General features: G+C 67.2%; 18 protein-coding genes. 9 read left to right on the top strand and 9 right to left on the bottom strand.

Features of this window, described 5'->3' with window-relative positions:
• Position 1 precedes the first annotated feature (1 nt).
• Entirely contained in the window at positions 2-631 is a 630-nt protein-coding gene (locus tag ABN028_RS29815; RefSeq protein WP_349330351.1) for a GNAT family N-acetyltransferase, read from the bottom strand.
• 343 nt (positions 632-974) lie between these two features.
• On the opposite strand from ABN028_RS29815, the gene ABN028_RS29810 reads away from it, so the two are divergent.
• Positions 975-2,294, top strand: coding sequence for an aminotransferase-like domain-containing protein (locus tag ABN028_RS29810; protein ID WP_349330350.1), 1,320 nt, complete (start codon positions 975-977; stop codon positions 2,292-2,294).
• Between the two features lie 37 nt (positions 2,295-2,331).
• Positions 2,332-3,297: a D-alanine--D-alanine ligase family protein gene (locus tag ABN028_RS29805; protein WP_349330349.1), complete on the top strand. Its 966-nt coding sequence runs from the start codon at positions 2,332-2,334 to the stop codon at positions 3,295-3,297.
• Between the two features lie 82 nt (positions 3,298-3,379).
• Here ABN028_RS29805 and ABN028_RS29800 read toward each other — a convergent pair whose 3' ends face one another.
• The 8 genes from ABN028_RS29800 to rpmH form a co-directional block, all read right to left on the bottom strand.
• Positions 3,380-4,348 (bottom strand): ParB/RepB/Spo0J family partition protein, encoded by a 969-nt coding sequence (locus tag ABN028_RS29800; protein ID WP_349330348.1) that lies wholly within the window; start codon positions 4,346-4,348, stop codon positions 3,380-3,382.
• On the bottom strand, positions 4,345-5,676 hold the full coding sequence (locus ABN028_RS29795; RefSeq protein ID WP_349698902.1) for a ParA family protein: 1,332 nt from the start codon (positions 5,674-5,676) through the stop codon (positions 4,345-4,347). The genes ABN028_RS29800 and ABN028_RS29795 overlap by 4 nt, the downstream gene beginning before the upstream one ends.
• A gap of 69 nt (positions 5,677-5,745) precedes the next feature.
• Positions 5,746-6,372, bottom strand: coding sequence for a 16S rRNA (guanine(527)-N(7))-methyltransferase RsmG (gene rsmG, locus ABN028_RS29790; protein WP_349698901.1), 627 nt, complete (start codon positions 6,370-6,372; stop codon positions 5,746-5,748).
• Between the two features lie 55 nt (positions 6,373-6,427).
• Positions 6,428-7,006: a Jag family protein gene (locus ABN028_RS29785; protein WP_502879224.1), complete on the bottom strand. Its 579-nt coding sequence runs from the start codon at positions 7,004-7,006 to the stop codon at positions 6,428-6,430.
• Between the two features lie 87 nt (positions 7,007-7,093).
• Positions 7,094-8,062, bottom strand: a complete 969-nt coding sequence (gene yidC, locus ABN028_RS29780) for a membrane protein insertase YidC (protein WP_349698900.1) — start codon at positions 8,060-8,062, stop codon at positions 7,094-7,096.
• Between the two features lie 3 nt (positions 8,063-8,065).
• Complete coding sequence (gene yidD, locus ABN028_RS29775; RefSeq protein WP_502877621.1) at positions 8,066-8,311, bottom strand: membrane protein insertion efficiency factor YidD; 246 nt, start codon at positions 8,309-8,311, stop codon at positions 8,066-8,068.
• 11 nt (positions 8,312-8,322) lie between these two features.
• A complete protein-coding gene (gene rnpA / locus ABN028_RS29770; RefSeq protein WP_349698899.1) occupies positions 8,323-8,691 on the bottom strand; it encodes a ribonuclease P protein component in 369 nt (122 codons plus the stop codon).
• Between the two features lie 37 nt (positions 8,692-8,728).
• A complete protein-coding gene (rpmH, locus tag ABN028_RS29765) occupies positions 8,729-8,863 on the bottom strand; it encodes a 50S ribosomal protein L34 (protein ID WP_092883951.1) in 135 nt (44 codons plus the stop codon).
• A 567-nt stretch (positions 8,864-9,430) separates the two neighbouring features.
• On the opposite strand from rpmH, the gene dnaA reads away from it, so the two are divergent.
• From dnaA to gyrA, 7 genes are all read left to right on the top strand, one after another.
• The gene (gene dnaA, locus ABN028_RS29760; RefSeq protein WP_502879223.1) at positions 9,431-10,951 is read left to right on the top strand and encodes a chromosomal replication initiator protein DnaA; all 1,521 of its coding nucleotides are present in this window, start codon (positions 9,431-9,433) and stop codon (positions 10,949-10,951) included.
• Positions 10,952-11,374: 423 nt separating this feature from the next.
• Positions 11,375-12,523 (top strand): DNA polymerase III subunit beta, encoded by a 1,149-nt coding sequence (gene dnaN, locus ABN028_RS29755; RefSeq protein WP_349330342.1) that lies wholly within the window; start codon positions 11,375-11,377, stop codon positions 12,521-12,523.
• Positions 12,523-13,473 (top strand): phosphogluconate dehydrogenase (NAD(+)-dependent, decarboxylating), encoded by a 951-nt coding sequence (gnd, locus tag ABN028_RS29750; protein ID WP_502877620.1) that lies wholly within the window; start codon positions 12,523-12,525, stop codon positions 13,471-13,473. Before dnaN ends, gnd begins: the two co-directional genes overlap by 1 nt.
• 123 nt (positions 13,474-13,596) lie before the next feature.
• Positions 13,597-14,721 (top strand): DNA replication/repair protein RecF, encoded by a 1,125-nt coding sequence (recF, locus tag ABN028_RS29745; RefSeq protein WP_349330340.1) that lies wholly within the window; start codon positions 13,597-13,599, stop codon positions 14,719-14,721.
• Entirely contained in the window at positions 14,711-15,394 is a 684-nt protein-coding gene (locus ABN028_RS29740; RefSeq protein WP_349698898.1) for a DciA family protein, read from the top strand. Before recF ends, ABN028_RS29740 begins: the two co-directional genes overlap by 11 nt.
• Before the next feature lie 421 nt (positions 15,395-15,815).
• Positions 15,816-17,828 (top strand): DNA topoisomerase (ATP-hydrolyzing) subunit B, encoded by a 2,013-nt coding sequence (gene gyrB / locus ABN028_RS29735; protein WP_502877619.1) that lies wholly within the window; start codon positions 15,816-15,818, stop codon positions 17,826-17,828.
• 198 nt (positions 17,829-18,026) lie between these two features.
• A complete protein-coding gene (gene gyrA, locus ABN028_RS29730) occupies positions 18,027-20,549 on the top strand; it encodes a DNA gyrase subunit A (RefSeq protein WP_502877618.1) in 2,523 nt (840 codons plus the stop codon).
• Positions 20,550-20,875: the final 326 nt, after the last annotated feature.

Here is a 20,875-nt window from a genome sequence, read left to right as displayed (position 1 = left end):
ATCAACTCCGGACCGGACGGAACGCACCTTCGGGTGTCATCGAGCCGAGGAGCTTCTCCAACGCCGCCTCGACATCTTCCTTCCAGGTAAGGGCGTTGCGGAGTTCGAGCCGGAGCCGGGGATAGCGGTGGTGCGGGCGTACCGTCTTGAAGCCCACGGACAGCAGGTAGTCCGCCGGGACGACGCACGACGGCTTGCGCCACTTCGCGTCACCGAAGGCCTCGATCGCGCGGATTCCACGCTTGACCAGGTCCTTGGCAAGGCCCTGGACCAGCATGCGTCCCAGGCCGGCACCCGCGAACTCCGGTATGACGTAGGCCGTCATCAACAAAACGGCGTCCCCGCTCACCGGAGAGGTGGGAAAGGCGACCGAACGCGGGACGTACGTCGGTGGTGCGTACACGACGAATCCGGCCGGCGTCCCGTCGACGTAGCAGACCTTGCCGCAGGAGCCCCATTCGAGGAGTACGGCGGAAATCCACGCCTCCTTCTCGAGGGCTGGATCACCGGCCTCCTCGGCCCGACGGCGCGCCACCGGGTCCAATTCCCAGAAGACACAACGACGACATGGCCGCGGCAGATCGTCGAGGTTGTCCAGAGTGATGTTGGCAAGGCGGCGCATCGTACTCATATCGCGGTATGTGGTGTGGTGCCAAAGGGTGCTATTCCCGATAATTACTGACCGGGTTGGACGGCGGTGTGATCGTCAGACGGCGTGGGCGCGAAATATCCACCCGCATAGTTCGTCACGAGAGGTTCCGGATGCTTCGGCCGACGACGGAGCAGACCCGTGGCAAAGCCGGCCAGAACGCCGGCACCTATTCCGCACAGAATCCAGGACACGATCCGCATGACAACCCTTCCAGCGAGCACCCACTCCCCAAGGGGACGCCTCATGAGGCATCGTAGTAGCTGGGTGGCCCGCCTGGTGACAACGGCTGGGCCGCTCTCGAACGGAGAGGAGCCGTATCCCCATGGAGGAGAGCCCGGATCGTCAACCCTTGCACCGTGAGACGCGTTTCGACGCCGACGTCGCACGGTACGCATCCCGAGCTCGCGGCATGGTCGCCTCCGAGATCCGCGCACTCTTCTCCGTCGCCAACCGGCCCGAGGTGGTGTCGCTCGCGGGCGGTTCGCCCAATATTTCCGGACTGCCCCTCGACGTCGTGAGCTCCCTGATCGGGGACCTGGTCCTGCATCGGGGCACCACGGCTCTGCAGTACTGCACCGCGCAGGGCGACCAGACCCTGCGGGAGCAGATCACCGACGTGATGCGGCTCGTCGGCATCGAGGGGTCGGCCGACGACGTGGTGGTGACCGTTGGGAGCCAGCAGGCACTCGACCTGGTCACGCGGATCTTCTGCGATCCGGGCGACGTGGTGATCTGCGAGGCGCCCAGCTATGTGGGGGCGCTCGGGGTGTTCGCGTCGTACGAATGCGACGTCGTTCACGTCGCCATGGACGACGACGGGCTGATCCCCGAGCACCTCGACGCCGCTCTCCGCAGCGTGGCGGCCAGTGGACGGCGCGCCAAGTTCCTCTACACGATCCCGAGCTACCACAACCCGGCCGGTGTCTCCCTCAGTGCCGAACGCCGGGCTGCTGTGCTGGAGATCTGCCACCGGTACGACGTCCTGGTGGTGGAGGACGATCCGTACGGCCTGCTCGGGTTCGACGGTGAGCCCTACCGCGCGCTCCGCGCGGACGACCCGGGACGTGTGGTCTACCTCGGGTCGTTCTCCAAGACGTTCTCCCCCGGGCTCCGGGTGGGGTGGGCGCTCGCGCCACATGCCATCAGGGACAAGCTGATCCTCGCCCAGGAGTCGGCGACGCTGTGCCCGCCGGCGTTCAACCAGATGGCCGTGTCGACCTATCTCGCCAACCATGACTGGCACGGCCAGATCAAGGCGTTCCGCGAGATGTACCGCGAACGCCGGGACGCCATGCTCGAGGCACTCGCCGACCTGATGCCGGCCACGACGACGTGGACCACGCCCAAGGGCGGGTTCTTCGTCTGGGTGACACTGCCAGACGGCATCGACGCCAAGGCCATGTCACCACGTGCTGTAACCGCTCGCGTCGCCTACGTACCCGGCACGGCGTTCTACGCCGACGGGTTCGGCAGCCAGTGCATGCGCCTGTCGTATTGTTTCCCGCCACCTGATCGGATCCGGGAAGGGATCCGTAGGCTCGCCGCCGTCGTCGAACATGAGATGGAACTTCGGGAGACCTTCGGACCGCTTCATCTGGGTAGAGGTCAAGGTGTCGAGTTTCCCGGGCCAGATCTGCGATGAGTGGCCGGCGACCCGGGTGGAAGTGAAGGGGCAACAGATGAGCGATCTCGGACGGGTCCAGGTGTTGGCCGGCGGACTCTCCCATGAGAGAGACGTGTCCCTGCGGTCCGGGCGGCGGGTGAGTGAGGCGCTGCGGGCGGTCGGCGTCGAGGTCGAGGAACGCGACGCCGATGCAGGCCTCATCTCCGCACTGGAGAACGATCCACCTTCGGCGGTCTTCCCGCTCCTGCATGGCGCCGCCGGCGAGGACGGTGCGTTGCGGGAGGTCCTCGACCTGCTCGACGTGCCGTACGTCGGATCCACGGCGGTCGCGTGCCGAGCGGCGTTCGAGAAGCCGGTGGCGAAGACGATCGTGGCCGCCGCCGGTGTGCGGACTCCGCCGTCGGTCGTTCTCCCGCACGACACCTTCCGGGAACTCGGCGCACAGACGGTCCTCGAACGCATCGCCGACCGGCTCGGTCTGCCGTTGGTCGTGAAGCCGTCCCGCGGCGGATCCGCGCTGGGCTGCACGGTGGTCCACACGATCGCGGACCTTCCGGCGGCCATGGTGAGCTGCTTCGCCTACGGCGAGGTGGCGCTGCTCGAACGCCACGTGGCTGGCACCGAGGTCAGCGTGGCCGTGATCGATGTCGGCGACGGACCTCGCGCCCTGCCTGGTGTGGAGATCGTTCCCGACAGTGGGATCTACGACTACGCGTCGCGCTACAACGCCGGCGCGACGGAGTTCGTCGCTCCTGCCCGGCTCCCCGATTCGGCGGCCGACGCCTGCGAGGAAGCCGCGCTCGCCGCGCATCGGGCGCTGGGGTTGCGCGACCTGTCGCGTACCGACCTGATCGTGGACTCCGCGGGGGTCCCGTGGTTCCTCGAGGTCAACGTCGCGCCTGGGATGACCGAGACCTCACTCGTGCCGCTCGCCATCGAGTCGGCCGGTCGGGATCTCGGGGTGCTCTGCCGCGACCTGCTCCAGGCCGCCGCCCAGCGGTCCGAGATTCGACGTTCCTGACGATCGGCCCACCCGACGCCGGTCGACCCTCCCGGGTCGGTCGGTCGCGGTCCGGCGGGGACCAGGGCGGCTCCGGCTAGCGTCAGGCGCCGCGCGGATCCATCAGGTCGACGATCCGCTCGAGGTCCTCGAGCGACGCGAACTCCAGCGTGATCTTGCCCTTCTGACGACCCAGATCGACCTTCACCCGGGTGTCGAAACGGTCGGTGAGCCGGGCCTCCAGATCGCCGAGCCGAGGGGCGACCGGCTTCGGTGAACGGGCGGCCTTGCTCTTGCGTTCCTTTCCGCCGGCGCTCACCGTGACGATCTCTTCGAGCGCCCGGACCGAGAGTCCTTCCGCGACGACTCGGTGCGCAAGCTTCTCCTGCGCCTCCTCTTCGGCGACGGACAACAGCGCTCGCGCGTGACCAGCCGAGAGGATCCCGGCCGCCACTCGGCGCTGCACCGCTGGTGGCAGCTTGAGCAGTCGGAGCGTGTTCGTGATCTGAGGGCGCGACCGTCCGATCCGCTGGGCGAGTTCGTCGTGGGTGCAGCCGAAGTCGTCGAGCAGCTGCCCGTAGGCCGCCGCCTCCTCCAGCGGGTTGAGCTGCGCGCGGTGCAGGTTCTCCAGCAGCGCGTCACGCAACATGTTCTCGTCGCCGGTGTCGCGCACGATCGCCGGGATGACGTCGAGGCCCGCCTGCTGCGTGGCGCGCCAGCGCCGTTCGCCCATGACGAGCTCGTAGCGCTCATCCCCCAGCCGGCGTACGACGACGGGCTGGAGAAGGCCGATCTCCTTGATCGAGTGAACCAGCTCAGCCATCGCCTCCTCGTCGAAGACCTGGCGCGGCTGGCGCGGGTTGGGCGAGATCGCGTCGATGGGCAGTTCGGCGAAGTGTGCACCCTGAACCAGTGCCGGCTCGTCGGGAGCAGACGGGGAGGGGTGGTCGACATCCACCGCCGCACGATGCGCCGGTTCGGCGCCGCGCTCCGGCGGGGCCACCTCGCTGGCGGGTGGAGCGGACTGGATCAGGGCGCCGAGTCCACGCCCCAAGCCACGTCGAACCGTCATCTGAGATCCCCTCGATCGACTCCAGTCGCGGTCGCCGAGCCTAGTACTTCCTGCCGAGCGACGTCGGGTGCCGCGATCGAACGGTTGGCGCCGGCCGCGGCTGGTGCCGCCGGATCGCGGAGCGCGAGCTCGCGCGCCGCCTCGAGATAGGACAGAGCTCCCGGCGAACCGGCATCCCATGTCATGACCGTCTGCCCGAAGCTCGGCGCCTCCGAGATTCGTACGGACCGAGGGATCGCGCTGCGGAGCACTGTGTGGCCAAGGCTTTCCCGAGCGTTCTCCGCCACCTGGGCCGAGAGCCGCGTGCGGGCGTCGTACATCGTGAGGATGACTGTCGTCACCTGCAGGGAACGGTTGAGCTCGCGGACGAGGTTGACGATGCGGAAGAGCGTCTCGACGCCTTCGAGTGCGTAGTACTCGCACTGGATCGGGACCAGCACCTCCCTGCCGGCAACCAAGGCGTTCATGGTCAGGAGGCCGAGTGAGGGCGGGCAGTCGATCAGGACGTAGTCGTACCGCTCGCCCGCGGCCGCCTGCTCGTCGAGGTACGCATCGAGGAACTTCTTGAGCCGGGCCTCTCGTGCGACGACACTCGCGAGTTCGAGCTCGGCACCGGAGAGGTCGATCGTGGCAGGGACACCGAACAGCGTCGGGAAGCGATGAACCGGATAGACGAAGTTCCGCATCGGTTCACCCTCGACGATCACGTCGTAGATGTTCGGTACACCTTCGGTGTGGTCGATGCCGAGGGCGGTCGACGCATTGCCCTGGGGGTCAAGATCGACGACGAGGACACGTGCACCGGAACCAGCCAGGGCGGCTGCGAGATTGACGGCGGTCGTGGTCTTGCCGACGCCGCCCTTCTGGTTCGCCACCACGAAGACCCGGGTCTGCACCGGGCGGGGAAGGGTGGGACTGAAGACGACGGGCACATTGGACTGGAGTCCGGCCGTTGGCGGTGGTTCGGCATCTTCGGGTGTTTCACGTGAAACGGTCGCTGCCGCGGCATTGGTGGCGCCCAGATCGGCCGGCTCCTCGGTGGACATCTCGACCGTTGACGACACCTGTGGAATCGCATCGAGGTCCGCGGACAACGCCGACGTTCCAGGGGTGCCACCCTCGCGCCCTTCGTCCTCCACTACCGCAGTGGAGGTCGACCTGGCCGACCCTTCGCCGGTGCCGACCTCCGCCGACCAACCGAGTCCGGCGGGTCCTTCGACCGGCCAGCCCAGTCCACCCACGGCCTGACGACGAGGTCGAGTCTCTTCGGCATCCTGTTCCTCGGTAGTCGACGGCCAGTCGAGCGGCCATCCAAGTCCAGTGGTCACGTGAACCTCCGTCACACTCAGCCTCCCCACCAAGCCGAAGCTCGGGGGCGACGGCCACTTCGACACTTGCTACCGCCGACGGCGGTTGGCCCCAGCGGAACGTGCGATGAGCCGGACGATGGTCGTCGGTGGCGACACGATGCCTTCACCGACCTTCTCGACCGACCAGGTCGCCACCCCCCACCGCGGGAGCTCGGGCGCTGCTTCACGAAGCTCTTCTTCGGCCCGCTCACCCTTCACCGCCCACAATGAACCACCGGGCCGACAAAGCCGCATCGCGACACGAGCAAGCCGGCCCAACGGCGCCACGGCGCGCGCGGTCACGACGTCATAGCGTCCCTCATGTTCCTCGGCGCGCGCGCGTACGACACAGGCATTTGCCACACCAAGTTCAGCGACGGCTTCGAGAAGGAAGTCTGCCCGACGTAACAACGGATCGAGAAGGGTGACGGAGACGTCAGGGCGAGCAAGTGCGATGACGAGCCCCGGGAGTCCGGCTCCGGTACCGACGTCGCACAGCGATGCATCCGCGGGGACGAGCGGAGCGAGTACACCACAGTTCAACAGGTGCCGGTCCCACAACCGCGGCACCTCCCTGGGCCCGAGCAGCCCGCGTTCGACCCCCGCGCTGGCCAGCAGTGCGGCGTAGCGCTCGACACGCTCGAGATGTTCACCGAAGACCTGTCTTGCGACCAACGGCGGGGAAGGAACGTCTACCGTCGTCCCGGTTTCACGTGAAACACCCTCAGGCTCACGCCGGCTGGATGACCACCCGTCGTTCGGGCTCTTCGCCCTCCGACTCACTCGTCAGTCCCTTCGCAGCCACCGTGTCGTGGACGATCTTTCGTTCGAACGGTGTCATGGGCTCCAGTCGCGCCGGTTCACCACTCGCGATGACCTCAGCCACGATCTTTTCAGTGAGAGCGATGAGGTCACTGCGTCGCTGTGCCCGGTATCCGGCGACGTCCAACATCAACCGGCTCCGCTCGCCGGTCTCCCTGTAAACGGCCAGTCGGGTCAGCTCCTGGAGCGCCTCGAGGACCTCGCCGTCCCGACCCACCAGGTGCTGCAGGTCACCTCCGACCACGGCCACCATCGCTCGACTTCCTTCGACGTCCAGGTCGATGTCGCCGTCCACGTCGGCGATGTCGAGCAACTCCTCGAGATAGTCAGCCGCCACGTCCCCCTCGCGCTCGAGGCGCGCCACGTCCTCCGGCGGCGGGTCGGCGGAGTCTTGGCGGGCCGCCGCCCCCGCCTCCTCGGCGTCGACCGCCTGGCCTTCACCGCCGTCGTTGTCGTCCTCGACGAACGAGGTAGCGCGATCACCCACGACCTACTCCTTCATTCCCCGCGCCCTCGATCGGACGCCAACAGCCAGGTTCGTTCGCCCCGACGACACACAGCCGGGTCGAGAGTCTCAACGGCTCTTACGCTTGCTCCGCGGCAACCGCTGCGGCTGCACTCGCTTGACGGTGGGCGCCGGTGTCGCCGCCTCACCGTTGTCCGTGACAGCCGGCGTCGCGCCGTTCGGCGTCTCCTTCGTCCCCGGAATCAATGCGGCCAGGCCACTCCGTGCGCCCTTCCCGCCCTTCCGCTTCTGGTACGCCTCGAACGCCGGGCTCCCCGGTGCGGGGTTGCGGCGGATCACCCAGAACTGCTGGCCCATCGTCCACACGTTGGTCGTGAACCAGTAGATGAGGACACCGATCGGGAAGTTGACACCGCCGACCGCGAAGACAACCGGCAGCACATACAGAAGGATCTTCTGCTGCTGCGCGAACTGACCCGTCAACGCCTCGGGCGGCATGTTCTTGCGCATCAACTGCCGCTGGGTCGTGAAGGTCGTCGCCGTCATCAGCAGGATCAGGACGACCGTGACGATCTGGACGTTCAGGCTGTCGGCGCCGATGAACTTGTCCGAGATCTTGGCGCCGAACAGGGTCGCGTCGCTCAGCGAGTTGACCAGCTCCTGGTTCAACCCGCGACCGCGCACGATCTTGTGCGCCGCGCCATCCAGCACCCGGAAGAGCGCGATGAAGATCGGTGACTGCAACAGGATCGGCATACACGAGGAGAACGGGTTGGTCCCGCTCTCCTTGTAGAGCTTCATGAGCTCCTGGCCCATCCGCTCCCGGTCGCCGCCGTACTTCTTCTGCAGCTCCTTCACCTTCGGCTGGATCAGGGCCATGTTCCGACTCGCCCGGATCTGCCGTACGAACAACGGGATCAGGACGATCCGGATGACCACCACGAGGCCGACGATGGACAGCGCCCACGTGAAGCCCGAGTCAGGTCCGAGGATCGGGGCGAAGAGAGAGTGGAACGCCCACATGATCCACGACACGACGTCGTAGAGGGGCGACAGGATCTTGTCGTACCAGGCCACGCTTTATGCACCTCTGGTGTGGGTTGGCGCGCCCACACCGGCGCGCGTTCGGGCGGGCGGAACGGGGTCATATCCGCCAGGGGTCCATGGGTGACACCGCACCAGCCGACGGGCGGCGAGCCAGCTGCCGCGTACGGCCCCGTGGGTCTCGACGGACTCGAGGGCGTACGCGGAACAAGACGGGTGGTAGCGACACACCTGGCCATACAACGGGCTCACCACCAGGCGATAGCCCTTCAGCAGCATCACAAGGATCGTTTTCACCGCGCACTCTCCACCGCGAGGTATCGCGGCCGTGCAAGCGCCTCTTCGAGCGCCGCGTCGATCTCCTGACCCAGCCGCTCCGACGTCGCCTCCGCTGCCGACGGTAACGCGCGGACCACCAGCAAGGTTCCGGCGGGGAGGCCGGTGAGCCGCTCACGCATGAGGTGACGCAGCCGCCGGCGCACCGTGTTGCGGACAACCGCGTTGCCCACGGAGCGACTCACGACGAACCCGATCCGTGCGGGTTCGTCGCGGCGGCTGAGTACCAGGTGGACGACCAGCCTCGACCGGGACGCGCGCCGGCCACGACGAACCGCCGTCGCGAAGTCGACCGAACGACGCATCCGGTGAATGGCCGGCACCACGACATCGCACTCGACCTGGGCGAGACCGCGTGGCGCCTCAGACCGCGAGGCGCTGGCGCCCCTTGCGCCGCCGGGCGGAAAGGATCGCGCGACCCGCCCGGGTCCGCATGCGGAGGCGAAAGCCGTGCGTCTTGTGACGTCGCCGGTTGTTGGGCTGGAACGTACGCTTCACAGGAATTCTCCCGATCAGGAATCATGAGGACGCGGGCACCGACGCCCCGACGTCACCGTCCACCCGCGGCTGCGTTGTCGCGTCCTGCACCCGACGACCTCAAGTCGGCCCCCTGGACCGACTCCGCCTGAGGCGCAGTGTTGCGACTGTCCGTGAGCATACGGCGATCGCCGAGAGAACGGCATCGTGACCGACTTACGGTACGGGCCGGCCGGTCGCCCGGTCAAACTGCCCCACCAGATCAGGTGGACCAAAACCGCCCATCATTCGGATGGCGCCGTGGCGTGTCGACGCGACACGCTGACAGGACGCCAGTCCGCACGGCGATTTCGAGCGTACGACCCCGCTCCCGCCTTGAACGCCACCTTGTGAGCTTGTTACCGTCCTGCCCTTCTAGTGTCATCCACAACCTCTTTGCACAGGTTGTGGAACAATCTGTGGACGTCAGCCGGCCGCCCCGCGGCGCTCACCGTGAGCCACCAACGTGGCTCACGGACGCCGTAGCAGAGCCACGTCGCAGGCGCACGGGGAGTCAGGACATCGCCTGAGTAGAACGGGAGTAGCGCAGTGGTCGCGGAGTCTGACGCGTTGACCGCCACCTGGCGACAGGTGCGGGACAGCCTCGACCAGGACCTGCAGGCCACTCACCGGGTGTGGCTGGCACAGTGCAGGCCGGTCACGTTGCACGGCAACACGGCCATCGTCGCCGTCCGCGACGACTTCACCCGCACTCAGCTCGAGACCAAGCTGCGCCCCCGGCTCGAGGACGCACTGTCCTCCGCCCTGGGCGAGTCGGTCCGCCTCGCCATCACCGTCGAACCGTCCCTCTCACTCGACGACCTCGACCATGCCGACGAGACCGACAGGGCCGACTCGAGTGACGATGCGTCGCGCCAGTCCTACTCCACGTCATCGGCCGATCCTGCACCGCTTCCCGATCATGACGAGGCGGACAGCCACCACCGGTCCGGGCTCGCGGTCGCGCCCAAGGGCACCGATGCGTTCACGCTCTCCTCGGCACCACCGGGCCAACCGGTGCGCTCCGACACCGAGCCGCCGCGGCTGAACCCGAAGTACATGTTCGACACGTTCGTCATCGGCTCGTCCAACCGCTTCGCGCACGCGGCGGCGGTCGCGGTCTCCGAGGCGCCGGGCAAGGCGTACAACCCGCTGTTGATCTACGGCGACTCAGGGCTCGGCAAGACCCACCTGCTGCACGCGATCGGTCACTACGTACGCAATCTGTACGCGAACGCGCGGATCCGGTACGTGTCGAGCGAGGAGTTCACCAACGACTTCATCAACTCGATCCGCGATGACAAGGCCGCGACGTTCCAGCGCCGCTACCGCGATGTCGACGTACTCCTCGTCGACGACATCCAGTTCCTGGAGAACAAGGAGCGGACGCAGGAAGAGTTCTTCCATACGTTCAACGCCCTTCACAACGCCAACAAGCAGATCGTGATCTCCTCCGACCGGCCACCGAAGCGGCTGGAGACGCTGGAGGACCGGCTGCGCAACCGGTTCGAGTGGGGGCTGATCACCGACATCCAGCCGCCCGACCTCGAGACGAGGATCGCGATCCTCCGGAAGAAGGCCGCGCAGGAACGCCTGACCGCCCCGCCGGAGGTGCTGGAGTTCATCGCGAGCAAGATCCAGACCAACATCCGCGAACTCGAGGGCGCACTGATCCGCGTCACGGCGTTCGCGAGCCTCAACCGGCAGGCCGTCGACATCGCCCTGGCCGAGATCGTGCTCAAGGACCTGATCCCGACCGGTGGCGAGCCGGAGATCACCGCCGGACAGATCATGGCCCAGACCTCGTCGTACTTCGGGCTGTCGCTCGACGACCTCTGCGGGTCGAGCCGGAGCCGCGTCCTCGTCACCGCCCGGCAGATCGCGATGTACCTCTGCCGCGAGCTGACCGACCTCTCTCTCCCCAAGATCGGCCAGCAGTTCGGCGGCCGCGACCACACGACGGTGATGCACGCGGACCGCAAGATCCGCCAGCTCATGGCGGAGCGCCGCAGCGTCTACAACCAGGTCACCGAACTGACCAACCGGATCAAGCAACAGGCCCGGCCATGACGGCCCGCGTCCCCACGTCTACTGCCCACGATCCGTTCCATCGCGCCGTTCAATCCGGCCCAGCGCACCTCCGAACCCGGTCCACACAGGCTGGGGACAACTCTGTGGATCAAGCCCGGGTCGTCGTGGGAAGGACTGTGGACGACGAAGGACGACGCTTCGCCCTCCACCGAGGATTCGGCGCACGCCCCCCTTCGCCCACAGCCGGCGTGGACAACGCCAGACCTACTGACCTGCAAAAACGCCCGTCGTCCACAACATCCACCGCACCTAAGACGATGTCGAGTCTCCTTACGTGAATGACAAAAACACCACAATCCACAACGCGCACCCGGCTCCACCAGGTCGCTTCGCCCCGGTGTACCGTCGTGCTCCCGGCACTCGTTCCATGCCGGCCGCCGTACGTCGAGGAGGCGATGAGCGGTGAAGTTCCGCGTAGACCGTGACGTCCTCGCCGATGCTGTGGCGTGGGTGGCGCGCAGCCTCCCCACCCGACCCTCCCTGCCCGTCCTCGCCGGCATGCTCGTCGACGCCCGCGACGGCGAGATCCTGCTCTCCGGCTTCGACTACGAGACCTCGGCCCGGGTGTCCGTACCCGCCGACGTCGAGGTCGAGGGCGTGGTGCTCGTCTCCGGCCGACTGCTCGCCGACATCAGCCGGAGCCTGCCTGCCCAGCCAGTCGAGTTGACCGCGGAGGGCGGCAAGGTCGTCGTGACCTGCCGCAGCGCGAGGTTCACCGTCCAGACCCTCCCGGTCGAGGACTACCCCGCACTTCCGGAGATGCCGACCGCTTCGGGCACCGTCAAGGGCGACGTGTTCGCCAACGCGGTCTCCCAGGTCGCGGTGGCCGCTGGGCGCGACGACATGCTGCCGGTCCTCACCGGCGTACGCATCGAGATCGAAGGCGCGGCGGTCACCCTCGCGGCCACCGACCGCTACCGGTTGGCGGTCCGGGAGTTCAGCTGGACGCCCGAGCAGCCCGACCTCTCGGCGACCGCTCTCGTCCCAGCCCGCGTGCTGGCCGACACGGCGAAGGCGTTCGCGAGCGGCTCCGACGTGACGATCGCTCTCGCGAGTCCCGGCACCGGTGCCGGCGAAGGCCTCGTCGGGTTCGCCGGGACCAGCGGTGGGTCGATGCGGCGGACGACCACCCGACTCCTGGACGGCGAGTTCCCGAAGTACCGCACCCTGTTCCCACCCGAGCAGCAGACGGTCGCCAGGGTCGAGACCGGCCCTCTCGTCGAGTCACTCAAGCGGGTCGCCCTGGTAGCCGAACGCAACACCCCCATCCGGCTCACCCTCGGCGACGGGATGGCCACCCTCGAGGCCGGCAGCAGCGACGAGGCGCAGGCGTCGGAATCGATCGAGGCCGGCATCGACGGCGAGGCGCTGACAATCGGGTTCAACCCGCAGTACCTCCTCGACGGGCTTGGTGCGATCGAGTCGCCGGTGGCGCAGTTCGCGTTCACCCAACCGACCCGGCCCGCCGTCCTCACCGGACTCACGGCCATCGACGCCGAACCCAACCTCGACTACCGCTACCTCCTCATGCCGGTGCGCCTGCAGGGCTGATCGCGGAGCCGCACCTACGCCCGGGGAAGGACCGCTTCGTCATGGACATCGGCCTCGTCGGACTCGGCAAGATGGGCGCCAACATGCGCGAGCGGTTGCGCGCCAAGGGCCAGACCGTCGTCGGTTTCGACCCGCACACCGACACCTCGGACGCAGACAGCCTCTCCGACCTCGTCCAGCGCCTTCCGTCGCCGCGGGTGGTCTGGGTGATGGTGCCCGCGGGTGCGCCGACGCGGCAGGTGATCGCCGACCTTGCCGAGCTGCTCGGCCCGGGCGACGTCGTGGTGGACGGCGGCAACTCGCGGTGGACCGACGATGACGACAGCGCCCGGCTGCTCGGTGGGCGCGGCATCGGCTTCGTGGACTGCGGGGTCTCGGGCGGAGTCTGGGGTCGTACGAACGGCTACGCCCTCATGTGCGGAGGCGACGCCGAGAACGTCGCGAAGGTCCAGCCAGCGTTCGACGCGCTCAAGCCCGACGGCGAGTTCGGTTTCGTCCATGCCGGCCGGGTCGGAGCCGGGCACTTCGCGAAGATGGTCCACAACGGGATCGAGTACGCCATCATGCAGGCCTACGCCGAAGGTTACGAGCTGCTCGAGGCCACCGAGATCGTCGACAACGTCTGCGATGTGTTCCGGTCGTGGCGCGAAGGCACCGTCATCCGGTCGTGGCTGCTCGACCTGCTCGTCGCGGCGCTGGAGAAGGACGACGGTCTGACCGCGATCAAGGGGTACGCCGAGGACTCGGGCGAAGGCCGCTGGACGGTCGAAGCCGCGATCCAGAACGCCGTCCCGATGCCCGCCATCGCGGCCGCCCTCTTCGCTCGGTTCGCGTCCCGGCAGGACGACTCGCCTGCCATGAAGGCGATCGCGGCGATGCGCAACCAGTTCGGGGGACATGCGGTCCTCCCGGACTCGAGTGCCGCGCGGCCGGATACCGAAGCACCCTGACCGATGGCGACTTCCCTGGTATAGACCTGGATCCCCTGTCCGTGGGCGAGATCCCGTGTCCGTGGCAGAACCTCAGGCGCCCGCGCGGCGGGTGACGGCGGGGCCGGCTAGCGTGGAGCCACCGTGTTTGTCGCCCGCCTCTCCCTCACCGACTTCCGGAACTATCCGGCGGTCGACCTGACCCTGGCACCGGGCGCGACGGTCTTCGTCGGCCTGAACGGCCACGGCAAGACCAACCTGGTCGAAGCCGTCGGCTATCTCGCCACCCTGGGCTCGCACCGGGTACCCCACGACGCTCCGATGGTGCGGTCGGGTGCCGAACGCGCCATCGTCCGCGGTGACATCGTGCGCGACGGACGGCACGCCCTGATCGAGATCGAGATCACGCCTCGGCGGACCAACCGGGCGCGGCTCAACCGGGCGCCGGTGTCGCGGCCGCGGGACGTCCTCGGGATCCTGCGTACCGTCCTCTTCGCGCCGGAGGATCTCGCCCTGGTGAAGGGCGACCCCGACACCCGGCGGCGGTTCCTCGACGACCTGCTCGTGGCCCGTACCCCCCGGATGGCCGGGGTACGCCAGGACTACGACCGGGTCCTCAAGCAGCGCAACACCCTGCTCAAGACCGCGGCCCAGGCCTCCTCGGGAGCACTCAAGACGCTCGACGCGTGGGACGCGCACCTGACCCGCCTTGGCGGCGAGCTGCTCGCGGCCCGGCTGGCCGTGGTCGACCTGCTGCAGCCGTTGGTCGCCAAGGCGTACGCCCATGTGTCCCCGGCCCAGGACGAGACCCGGCTCGACTACCGCAGCAACTGCGACCTCGGCGACGCGGCCGACAAGCCGAGCGCCGACGCGCTCGCGGCGAAGCTCACCGACGCGCTCGCCGAACGCAGGGAGGAGGAGCTCCGGCGCGGCGTCTCGCTGGTCGGGCCGCACCGCGACGACCTGGTGCTCAGTCTGGGCGAGTTTCCCGCCAAGGGGTACGCCAGCCACGGCGAGTGCTGGTCGATCGCGCTGTCACTGCGGCTTGCGGCGTACGACCTGCTGTGCGCCGACGGCGGCGGCGAGCCGGTGCTGGTGCTCGACGATGTCTTCGCCGAGCTCGACAGTGGTCGGCGTGCCAGGCTGGCCAGCCTGGTCGCCGGGGCCGAACAGGTCCTGGTGACGGCGGCGGTGCGCGAGGATGTCCCGGAGCAGCTGGCCGGGCTGTGGTACGACGTGGCCGGTGGGGAGGTACACGGTGTCGAGTGAGCGTGGCAACCGTGACCGCGGGGATCGTGACTCCGACTACCGCGATCGTCCAACATCCCGGAGCGCGGACGGTCCCTCGGATCCTTCGACGGCCGACCCGACGGCCGGCGCCCCGGGCGACGCAACGGGGGGCGATCCGGCGGCACCCGCGTGGGATCCGGCCGGGGTCGAGCTTGCCCGGGCGGTGGCCGCCGCCTTCGGCGCCACGGCGAAGGACCGCGGCAGGCGTACTCCCAGGTCCGGGGGGCGGGCCACGCGTGGTCGTGGTCGCGCACGCGGCGACCGCTCGACGCGGTCCGGAGCGGCGCCCGACGATCGCGATCCGCAGCTGCTGGACAACACGATCGATCGGCTGGTCAACGATCGGGGGTGGGCCACCGACGTGGCCGTCGCCGGCGCGATCGCGCGCTGGGACCAGATCGTCGGACCGGACGTGGCGGCGCACTGCCGCGCGGAGCGGTACGCCGACACCGAGCTGACTGTCCGTGCCGATTCGACCGCGTGGGCGACCCAAGTCCGGCTTCTCGCCCCGAGTCTGGTGAAGCGACTGAACGAGGAACTCGGTGACAACACCGTCAGCCGAGTGACGGTTCTCGGACCAACCGCGCCGAGCTGGCGTCGCGGTCCTCGCAGCGTGCGGGACGGCCGTGGCCCTCGCGATACGTACGGTTAGCAGCTCCGCACACAGCGGAAATCGCGGTGGTCGCTCGACGCGCCCGGTTTGGTGGAGGGTGCCCCTGTCGCGAACGGTGGTTGGTGAAGGGTGCCCCTGCGCGAACCTATTGGATGACGGTGCCCCTCATCCAACGCGACCAGCTCCCGAAATCTGCCGGTTTGACGTATTTGTGACAACTTCTACGTACTCCCGCTCATGACCGGCAGAAGCGCCGCACGCCGCTTCGGAGATCAGGAGCATGATGGGGGATACGTGTCCCGCAACTTCTCAGGCGAGGACCCCTTCTACGGCCTGCCAGCGGGCGTCTTGAAGTCCGAGCCAGGTACACTGAACAGGAGTTCAACGGCTGCTCCGCCGTCTGGGGCGCCACGTTCCGTCAGGCGCCGGACGTCCACACGGAGCGGCCCCTTTTCGTGTCCTGTTGGCAGGAGGTCAACCCCACGTGACGACTGCTGAAGTGCCTCAGCCGCCGGTGGCCCAAGCATCAGTAACAGAGTACGACGCAAGCGCGATCACAGTTCTGGAAGGTTTGGACGCGGTACGTAAGCGTCCGGGTATGTACATCGGCTCGACCGGCGAACGCGGACTGCACCAGCTTGTCACGGAGGCGGTCGACAACGCCGTCGATGAGGCGATGGCCGGGCACGCCGACCGGGTTGAGGTCACTCTGTTGGCTGATGGCGGCGTTCGCGTGGTCGACAACGGACGCGGATTCCCGACCGGGATCATCGAGAGCGAAGGACGCTCGGCGGTCGAGGTCGTGCTCACGGTGTTGCACGCGGGTGGGAAGTTCGGCGGCGGTGGCTACAAGGTGTCGGGTGGCCTGCACGGCGTTGGTATCTCTGTGGTCAATGCTCTGTCGACCAAGCTCGAGGTCGACATCAAGAACGCCGGCTACCGCTGGACGCAGTCCTACCATCTGAGCGAGCCGGACCATCCGTTGCAGCGGCACGAGGAGACGGACGAGACCGGCAGCACTGTGGCGTTCTGGCCGAGCCCCGACATCTTCGAGACGACGACGTTCTCCTACGAGACGATTTCGACCCGGCTGCGTGAGATGGCCTTTCTCAACAAGGGCCTGACGATGGTGCTGCGCGACGAGCGTACGGAGATGAGCGAGTCTGGTGAGGTGCGCGAGGTCGTCTACCGCTACGACGGTGGTCTCGTGGACTACGTTCAGCACCTCAACGCGACCAAGGATCCGGTGCACCGCAGTGTGGTGTCGTTCGAGGCCGAGGACGCCAACGTCGGGATGAGTCTCGATGTGGCGATGCAGTGGAACATGTCGTTCACCGAGTCGGTGCACACGTTCGCCAACACGATCAACACTCATGAGGGTGGTACGCACGAGGAGGGTTTCCGTTCTGCGTTGACGAGTCTGGTCAACAAGTGGGGCGAGGACTGGGGCCTGATCAAGAAGCGGGAGGACCGGCTCTCCGGCGACGATGTGCGGGAGGGTCTGACCGCGATCATCTCGGTGAAGCTCGAGGAGCCGCAGTTCGAGGGTCAGACCAAGACAAAGCTCGGTAACACCGAGGCGAAGACGTTCGTTCAGACGCTGCTCTATGACCGGCTCGGTGAGTGGTTCGAGAAGAACCCGGGCGAGGGCAAAGACATTGTGCGTAAGGGCATCGCGGCTGCGACGGCCCGGATCGCGGCGCGTAAGGCACGTGATCTGGCCCGTAACCGCAAGGGTCTGCTCGGTGGTGGTGGGCTTCCCGGCAAGCTGTCCGACTGCCAGTCGACCAACCCCGAAGAGTGTGAGATCTTCATCGTCGAGGGTGACTCGGCGGGTGGGTCGGCCAAGGGTGGTCGTGATCCGCGGATCCAGGCGATCCTGCCGATTCGCGGCAAGATCCTCAATGTCGAACGGGCGCGCATCGACAGGGTCCTGCAGAACAACGAGGTCCAGGCAATCATCGCTGCCCTCGGCACGGGGATCCACGAGGACTTCGACATCGACAAGCTGCGCTATCACAAGATCGTGCTGATGGCGGATGCGGATGTCGATGGCCAGCACATCACCACGCTGTTGTTGACGTTGCTGTTCCGGTTCATGAAGCCGTTGATCGAAGCCGGCTACGTCTATCTCGCCCAGCCGCCGTTGTTCAAGATTCGTTGGTCGGGTGCGCCGCACGAGTTGGCCTACACCGACCGGGAACGTGACGGCCTGCTCGCTGCGGGCCAGGAGGCAGGTCGGAAGCTTCCCAAGGAGAACCCGATCCAGCGTTACAAGGGTCTGGGTGAGATGAATGCCGACGAACTGTGGGAAACCACGATGGATCCGGTCGGCCGCATCCTGGGGCAGGTGACCCTTGACGACGCCGCACAGGCCGACGAGATCTTCTCCGTACTCATGGGAGAAGACGTCGGTGAGCGACGTTCGTTCATCCAACGCAACGCCAAAGACGTCCGCTTCCTCGACATCTAGAGCCGCCTCGATATCGAGTGCAGCCGTGACATCTGGGAAACAGCCTGCTGTTCGAGCACAGTCGTCGAGAACTGAGAGAGACCTTTCGGGGACCGAAGTCGTGCTGACCGCACGTGTGAAGGAATTGAACCAGTGACCGAAGACACCACCGCCCTCCCGCCGCCTTCGCGGATCAACCCGGTCGACCTCCAGGCCGCGATGCAGCGCAACTATCTCGACTATGCGATGAGTGTGATCGTGGGTCGAGCCCTGCCGGACGTGCGCGACGGCCTCAAGCCCGTGCACGTACGCGTCTTGTACGCGATGTATGACGGCGGCTACCGGCCCGACCGAGGGTTCTCGAAGTGTTCGCGTGTCGTCGGTGACGTCATGGGTCAGTACCATCCGCACGGCGACACCGCGATCTACGACACCCTCGTGGGTCTCGCTCAGCCGTGGACGAAGCGTTATCCGTTGGTGCAGGGGCAGGGGAATTTCGGTTCGCCGGGCAACGACCCGCCGGCGGCGATGCGGTACACCGAGTGCCGGATGGCGCCGTTGGCGTTGGAGATGGTGCGTGACATCGACGAGGACACCGTCGATTTCCGGCCCAACTATGACGGCCGTAGCCAGGAGCCGGTTGTTCTGCCGAGCCGGTTTCCGAATCTTTTGGTGAACGGTTCGGCTGGGATCGCGGTCGGGATGGCGACCAACATTCCGCCGCACAACATGCGTGAGGTTGCGGCTGGGGCGTTGTGGGCGTTGGAGAATCCGGAGGCGTCGCGCGAGGAGTTGCTCGAGGCGCTGATGGAGCGGGTGCACGGGCCTGACTTTCCGACGGGTGCGCTGGTTGTCGGGCGGCGGGGTATCGAGGATGCGTACCGGACGGGTCGGGGTTCGATCACGATGCGGGCCATCGTCGATATCGATGAGGACTCCCGGGGCCGTACCTGTCTGGTGATCACGGAGCTGCCGTATCAGGTGAATCCGGACAATCTGGCGTTACGGATCGCCGAGCTTGCCGATTCGGGCAGGGTGACGGGGATCGCCGAGGTTCGGGACGATTCGTCGTCGCGGACGGGCCAGCGGCTGGTGGTGGTGCTGAAGCGGGACGCGATCGCGAAGGTCGTGTTGAACAACCTGTACAAGCACACGCAGTTGCAGGACAACTTCGGCGCCAACATGTTGGCGTTGGTCGACGGGATTCCGCGGACGCTGTCGCTGGATCAGTTCATCTCGCACTGGATCGACCACCAGATCGAGGTGATCCAGCGGCGTACCCGGTTCCGGCTGCGTAAGGCCGAAGAGGATGCGCACATCTACCGCGGTCTGGTGAAGGCGCTGGATGCGTTGGATGAGGTGATCGCGTTGATTCGGCGGAGCCCGTCGGCTGAGGAGGCGCGGACCGGGCTGATCGAGTTGCTTGACATCGACGAGGTGCAGGCGCGGGCGATCCTGGACATGCAGCTGCGCAGGTTGGCGGCGCTGGAGCGTCAGCAGATTGTGGACCGGCTGCGGGAGTTCGAGGCGCTGATCGCGGACTTGCAGGACATTCTCGCCTCGCCGGCCCGGCAGCGGGCGATCGTGGCTGAGGAGCTGAGCGCGATCGTCGAGAAGTACGGGGATGAGCGGCGGAGCCGGCTGATCCCGGCCGATGGTGATCTGACCGAGGCGGACCTGATCCCGGATGAGGACGTGGTGGTCACGATCACCCTCGGCGGCTATGCCAAGCGGACCCGCGCCGATCTCTACCGCAGCCAGCGGCGTGGTGGCAGGGGTGTGCGGGGTGCGGCGCTGCGGGGTGATGACGTGGTAGGGCAGTTGTTCGTGACCCGTACCCATCATTGGATCTTGTTCTTCACCAACCGTGGCCGGGTGTATCGGGCAAAGGCCTACGAACTGCCCGAAGCGGCACGGGATGCCAAAGGTGGGCATGTCGCCGGGCTGTTGTCGTTCCAGCCTGATGAGGAGATCGCGAAGGTCGTTGCGCTCGGGGACTATCAGCAGGCGCCGTATCTCGTCCTGGCGACGAAGAAGGGTCTGGTCAAGAAGACGCCTCTCACCGAGTACGACTCCAACCGCGCGGCTGGGATCATCGCGCTGAACTTCCGCGAGGACGACGACGAGTTGATCGGTGCCGAACTGGTCGGCCCCGACGATGAGTTGCTCCTCGTGTCCCGCAAGGCCCAGGCGGTGCGATTCCGGGCCGACGACGCCCAGCTGCGTCCGATGGGCCGGGCCACGTCCGGTGTGACTGGCATGCGGTTCCGCGACGACGACGAGCTTCTGGCCATGGCGGTGATCGGCGCCGGGCAGGAGGAAGGACAGTACGTGTTCACCGTCACCGATGGCGGGTATGCCAAGCGTACGGCCGTCTCCGAATACCGACGCCAGGGCCGGGGCGGTCTCGGTATCAAGGCCATGCGGATCTCCGATGCGCGTGGATCTTTGGTCGGAGCGATCGTCGTAAGCAACGGAGATCAGGTGTTGTGCGTCAAGACAAGTGGGCAGGTGACCCGTAGTCCCGCTGCCGACGTGCCCGTCAAGGGGCGTGACACGATGGGCGTCATCTTTGCCGGCGTGCGGGAGGGTGACGCGGTCGTTGCCATCGCACGAAACACCGAGGACGATGCTGGGGACGATGGGAAACCTGAGACGGACGGGGACCTGCCCGCAGATGATGGGCTTACGGATGGTCCGGATGAACAGCCCCGGGTCGACAGCCAGGAGGACAGCACGTGACAGGGAAGCGCGGGCCTGACGAATCCGCAACCCAGGTCATCTCCACGTCGGGTTCCGGATCGGGCTCCGCGCCTGGCGGTGGTAGCCAGCAGTCAGGACAGACTCGCCCAGGTTCGGGGGCCGCGGGTTCGACGGGTTCGGGTTCGGGGAAGTCGCCGGGCCCGACCGGCTCGGCCACGTCCGGAAGTTCCGGGGCAAGTGGTTCGCACCCTCCGACCGGTTCACCCGGGTCAGCGGGTTCACCCGGGTCCGCTGGACTGGGTGCGCCGGCAGGTACGGAACGATCCGAGCGCGCGGAGCACCAGCCGCGGAGCACAGCGTCGCGG

The organism is Actinopolymorpha sp. B17G11, assembly GCF_040196095.1.
Classification (GTDB): domain Bacteria; phylum Actinomycetota; class Actinomycetes; order Propionibacteriales; family Actinopolymorphaceae; genus Thermasporomyces.
The sequence above is the reverse complement of the archived record's forward strand: the minus strand, read 5'-3'. Positions and strand labels throughout refer to the sequence as shown.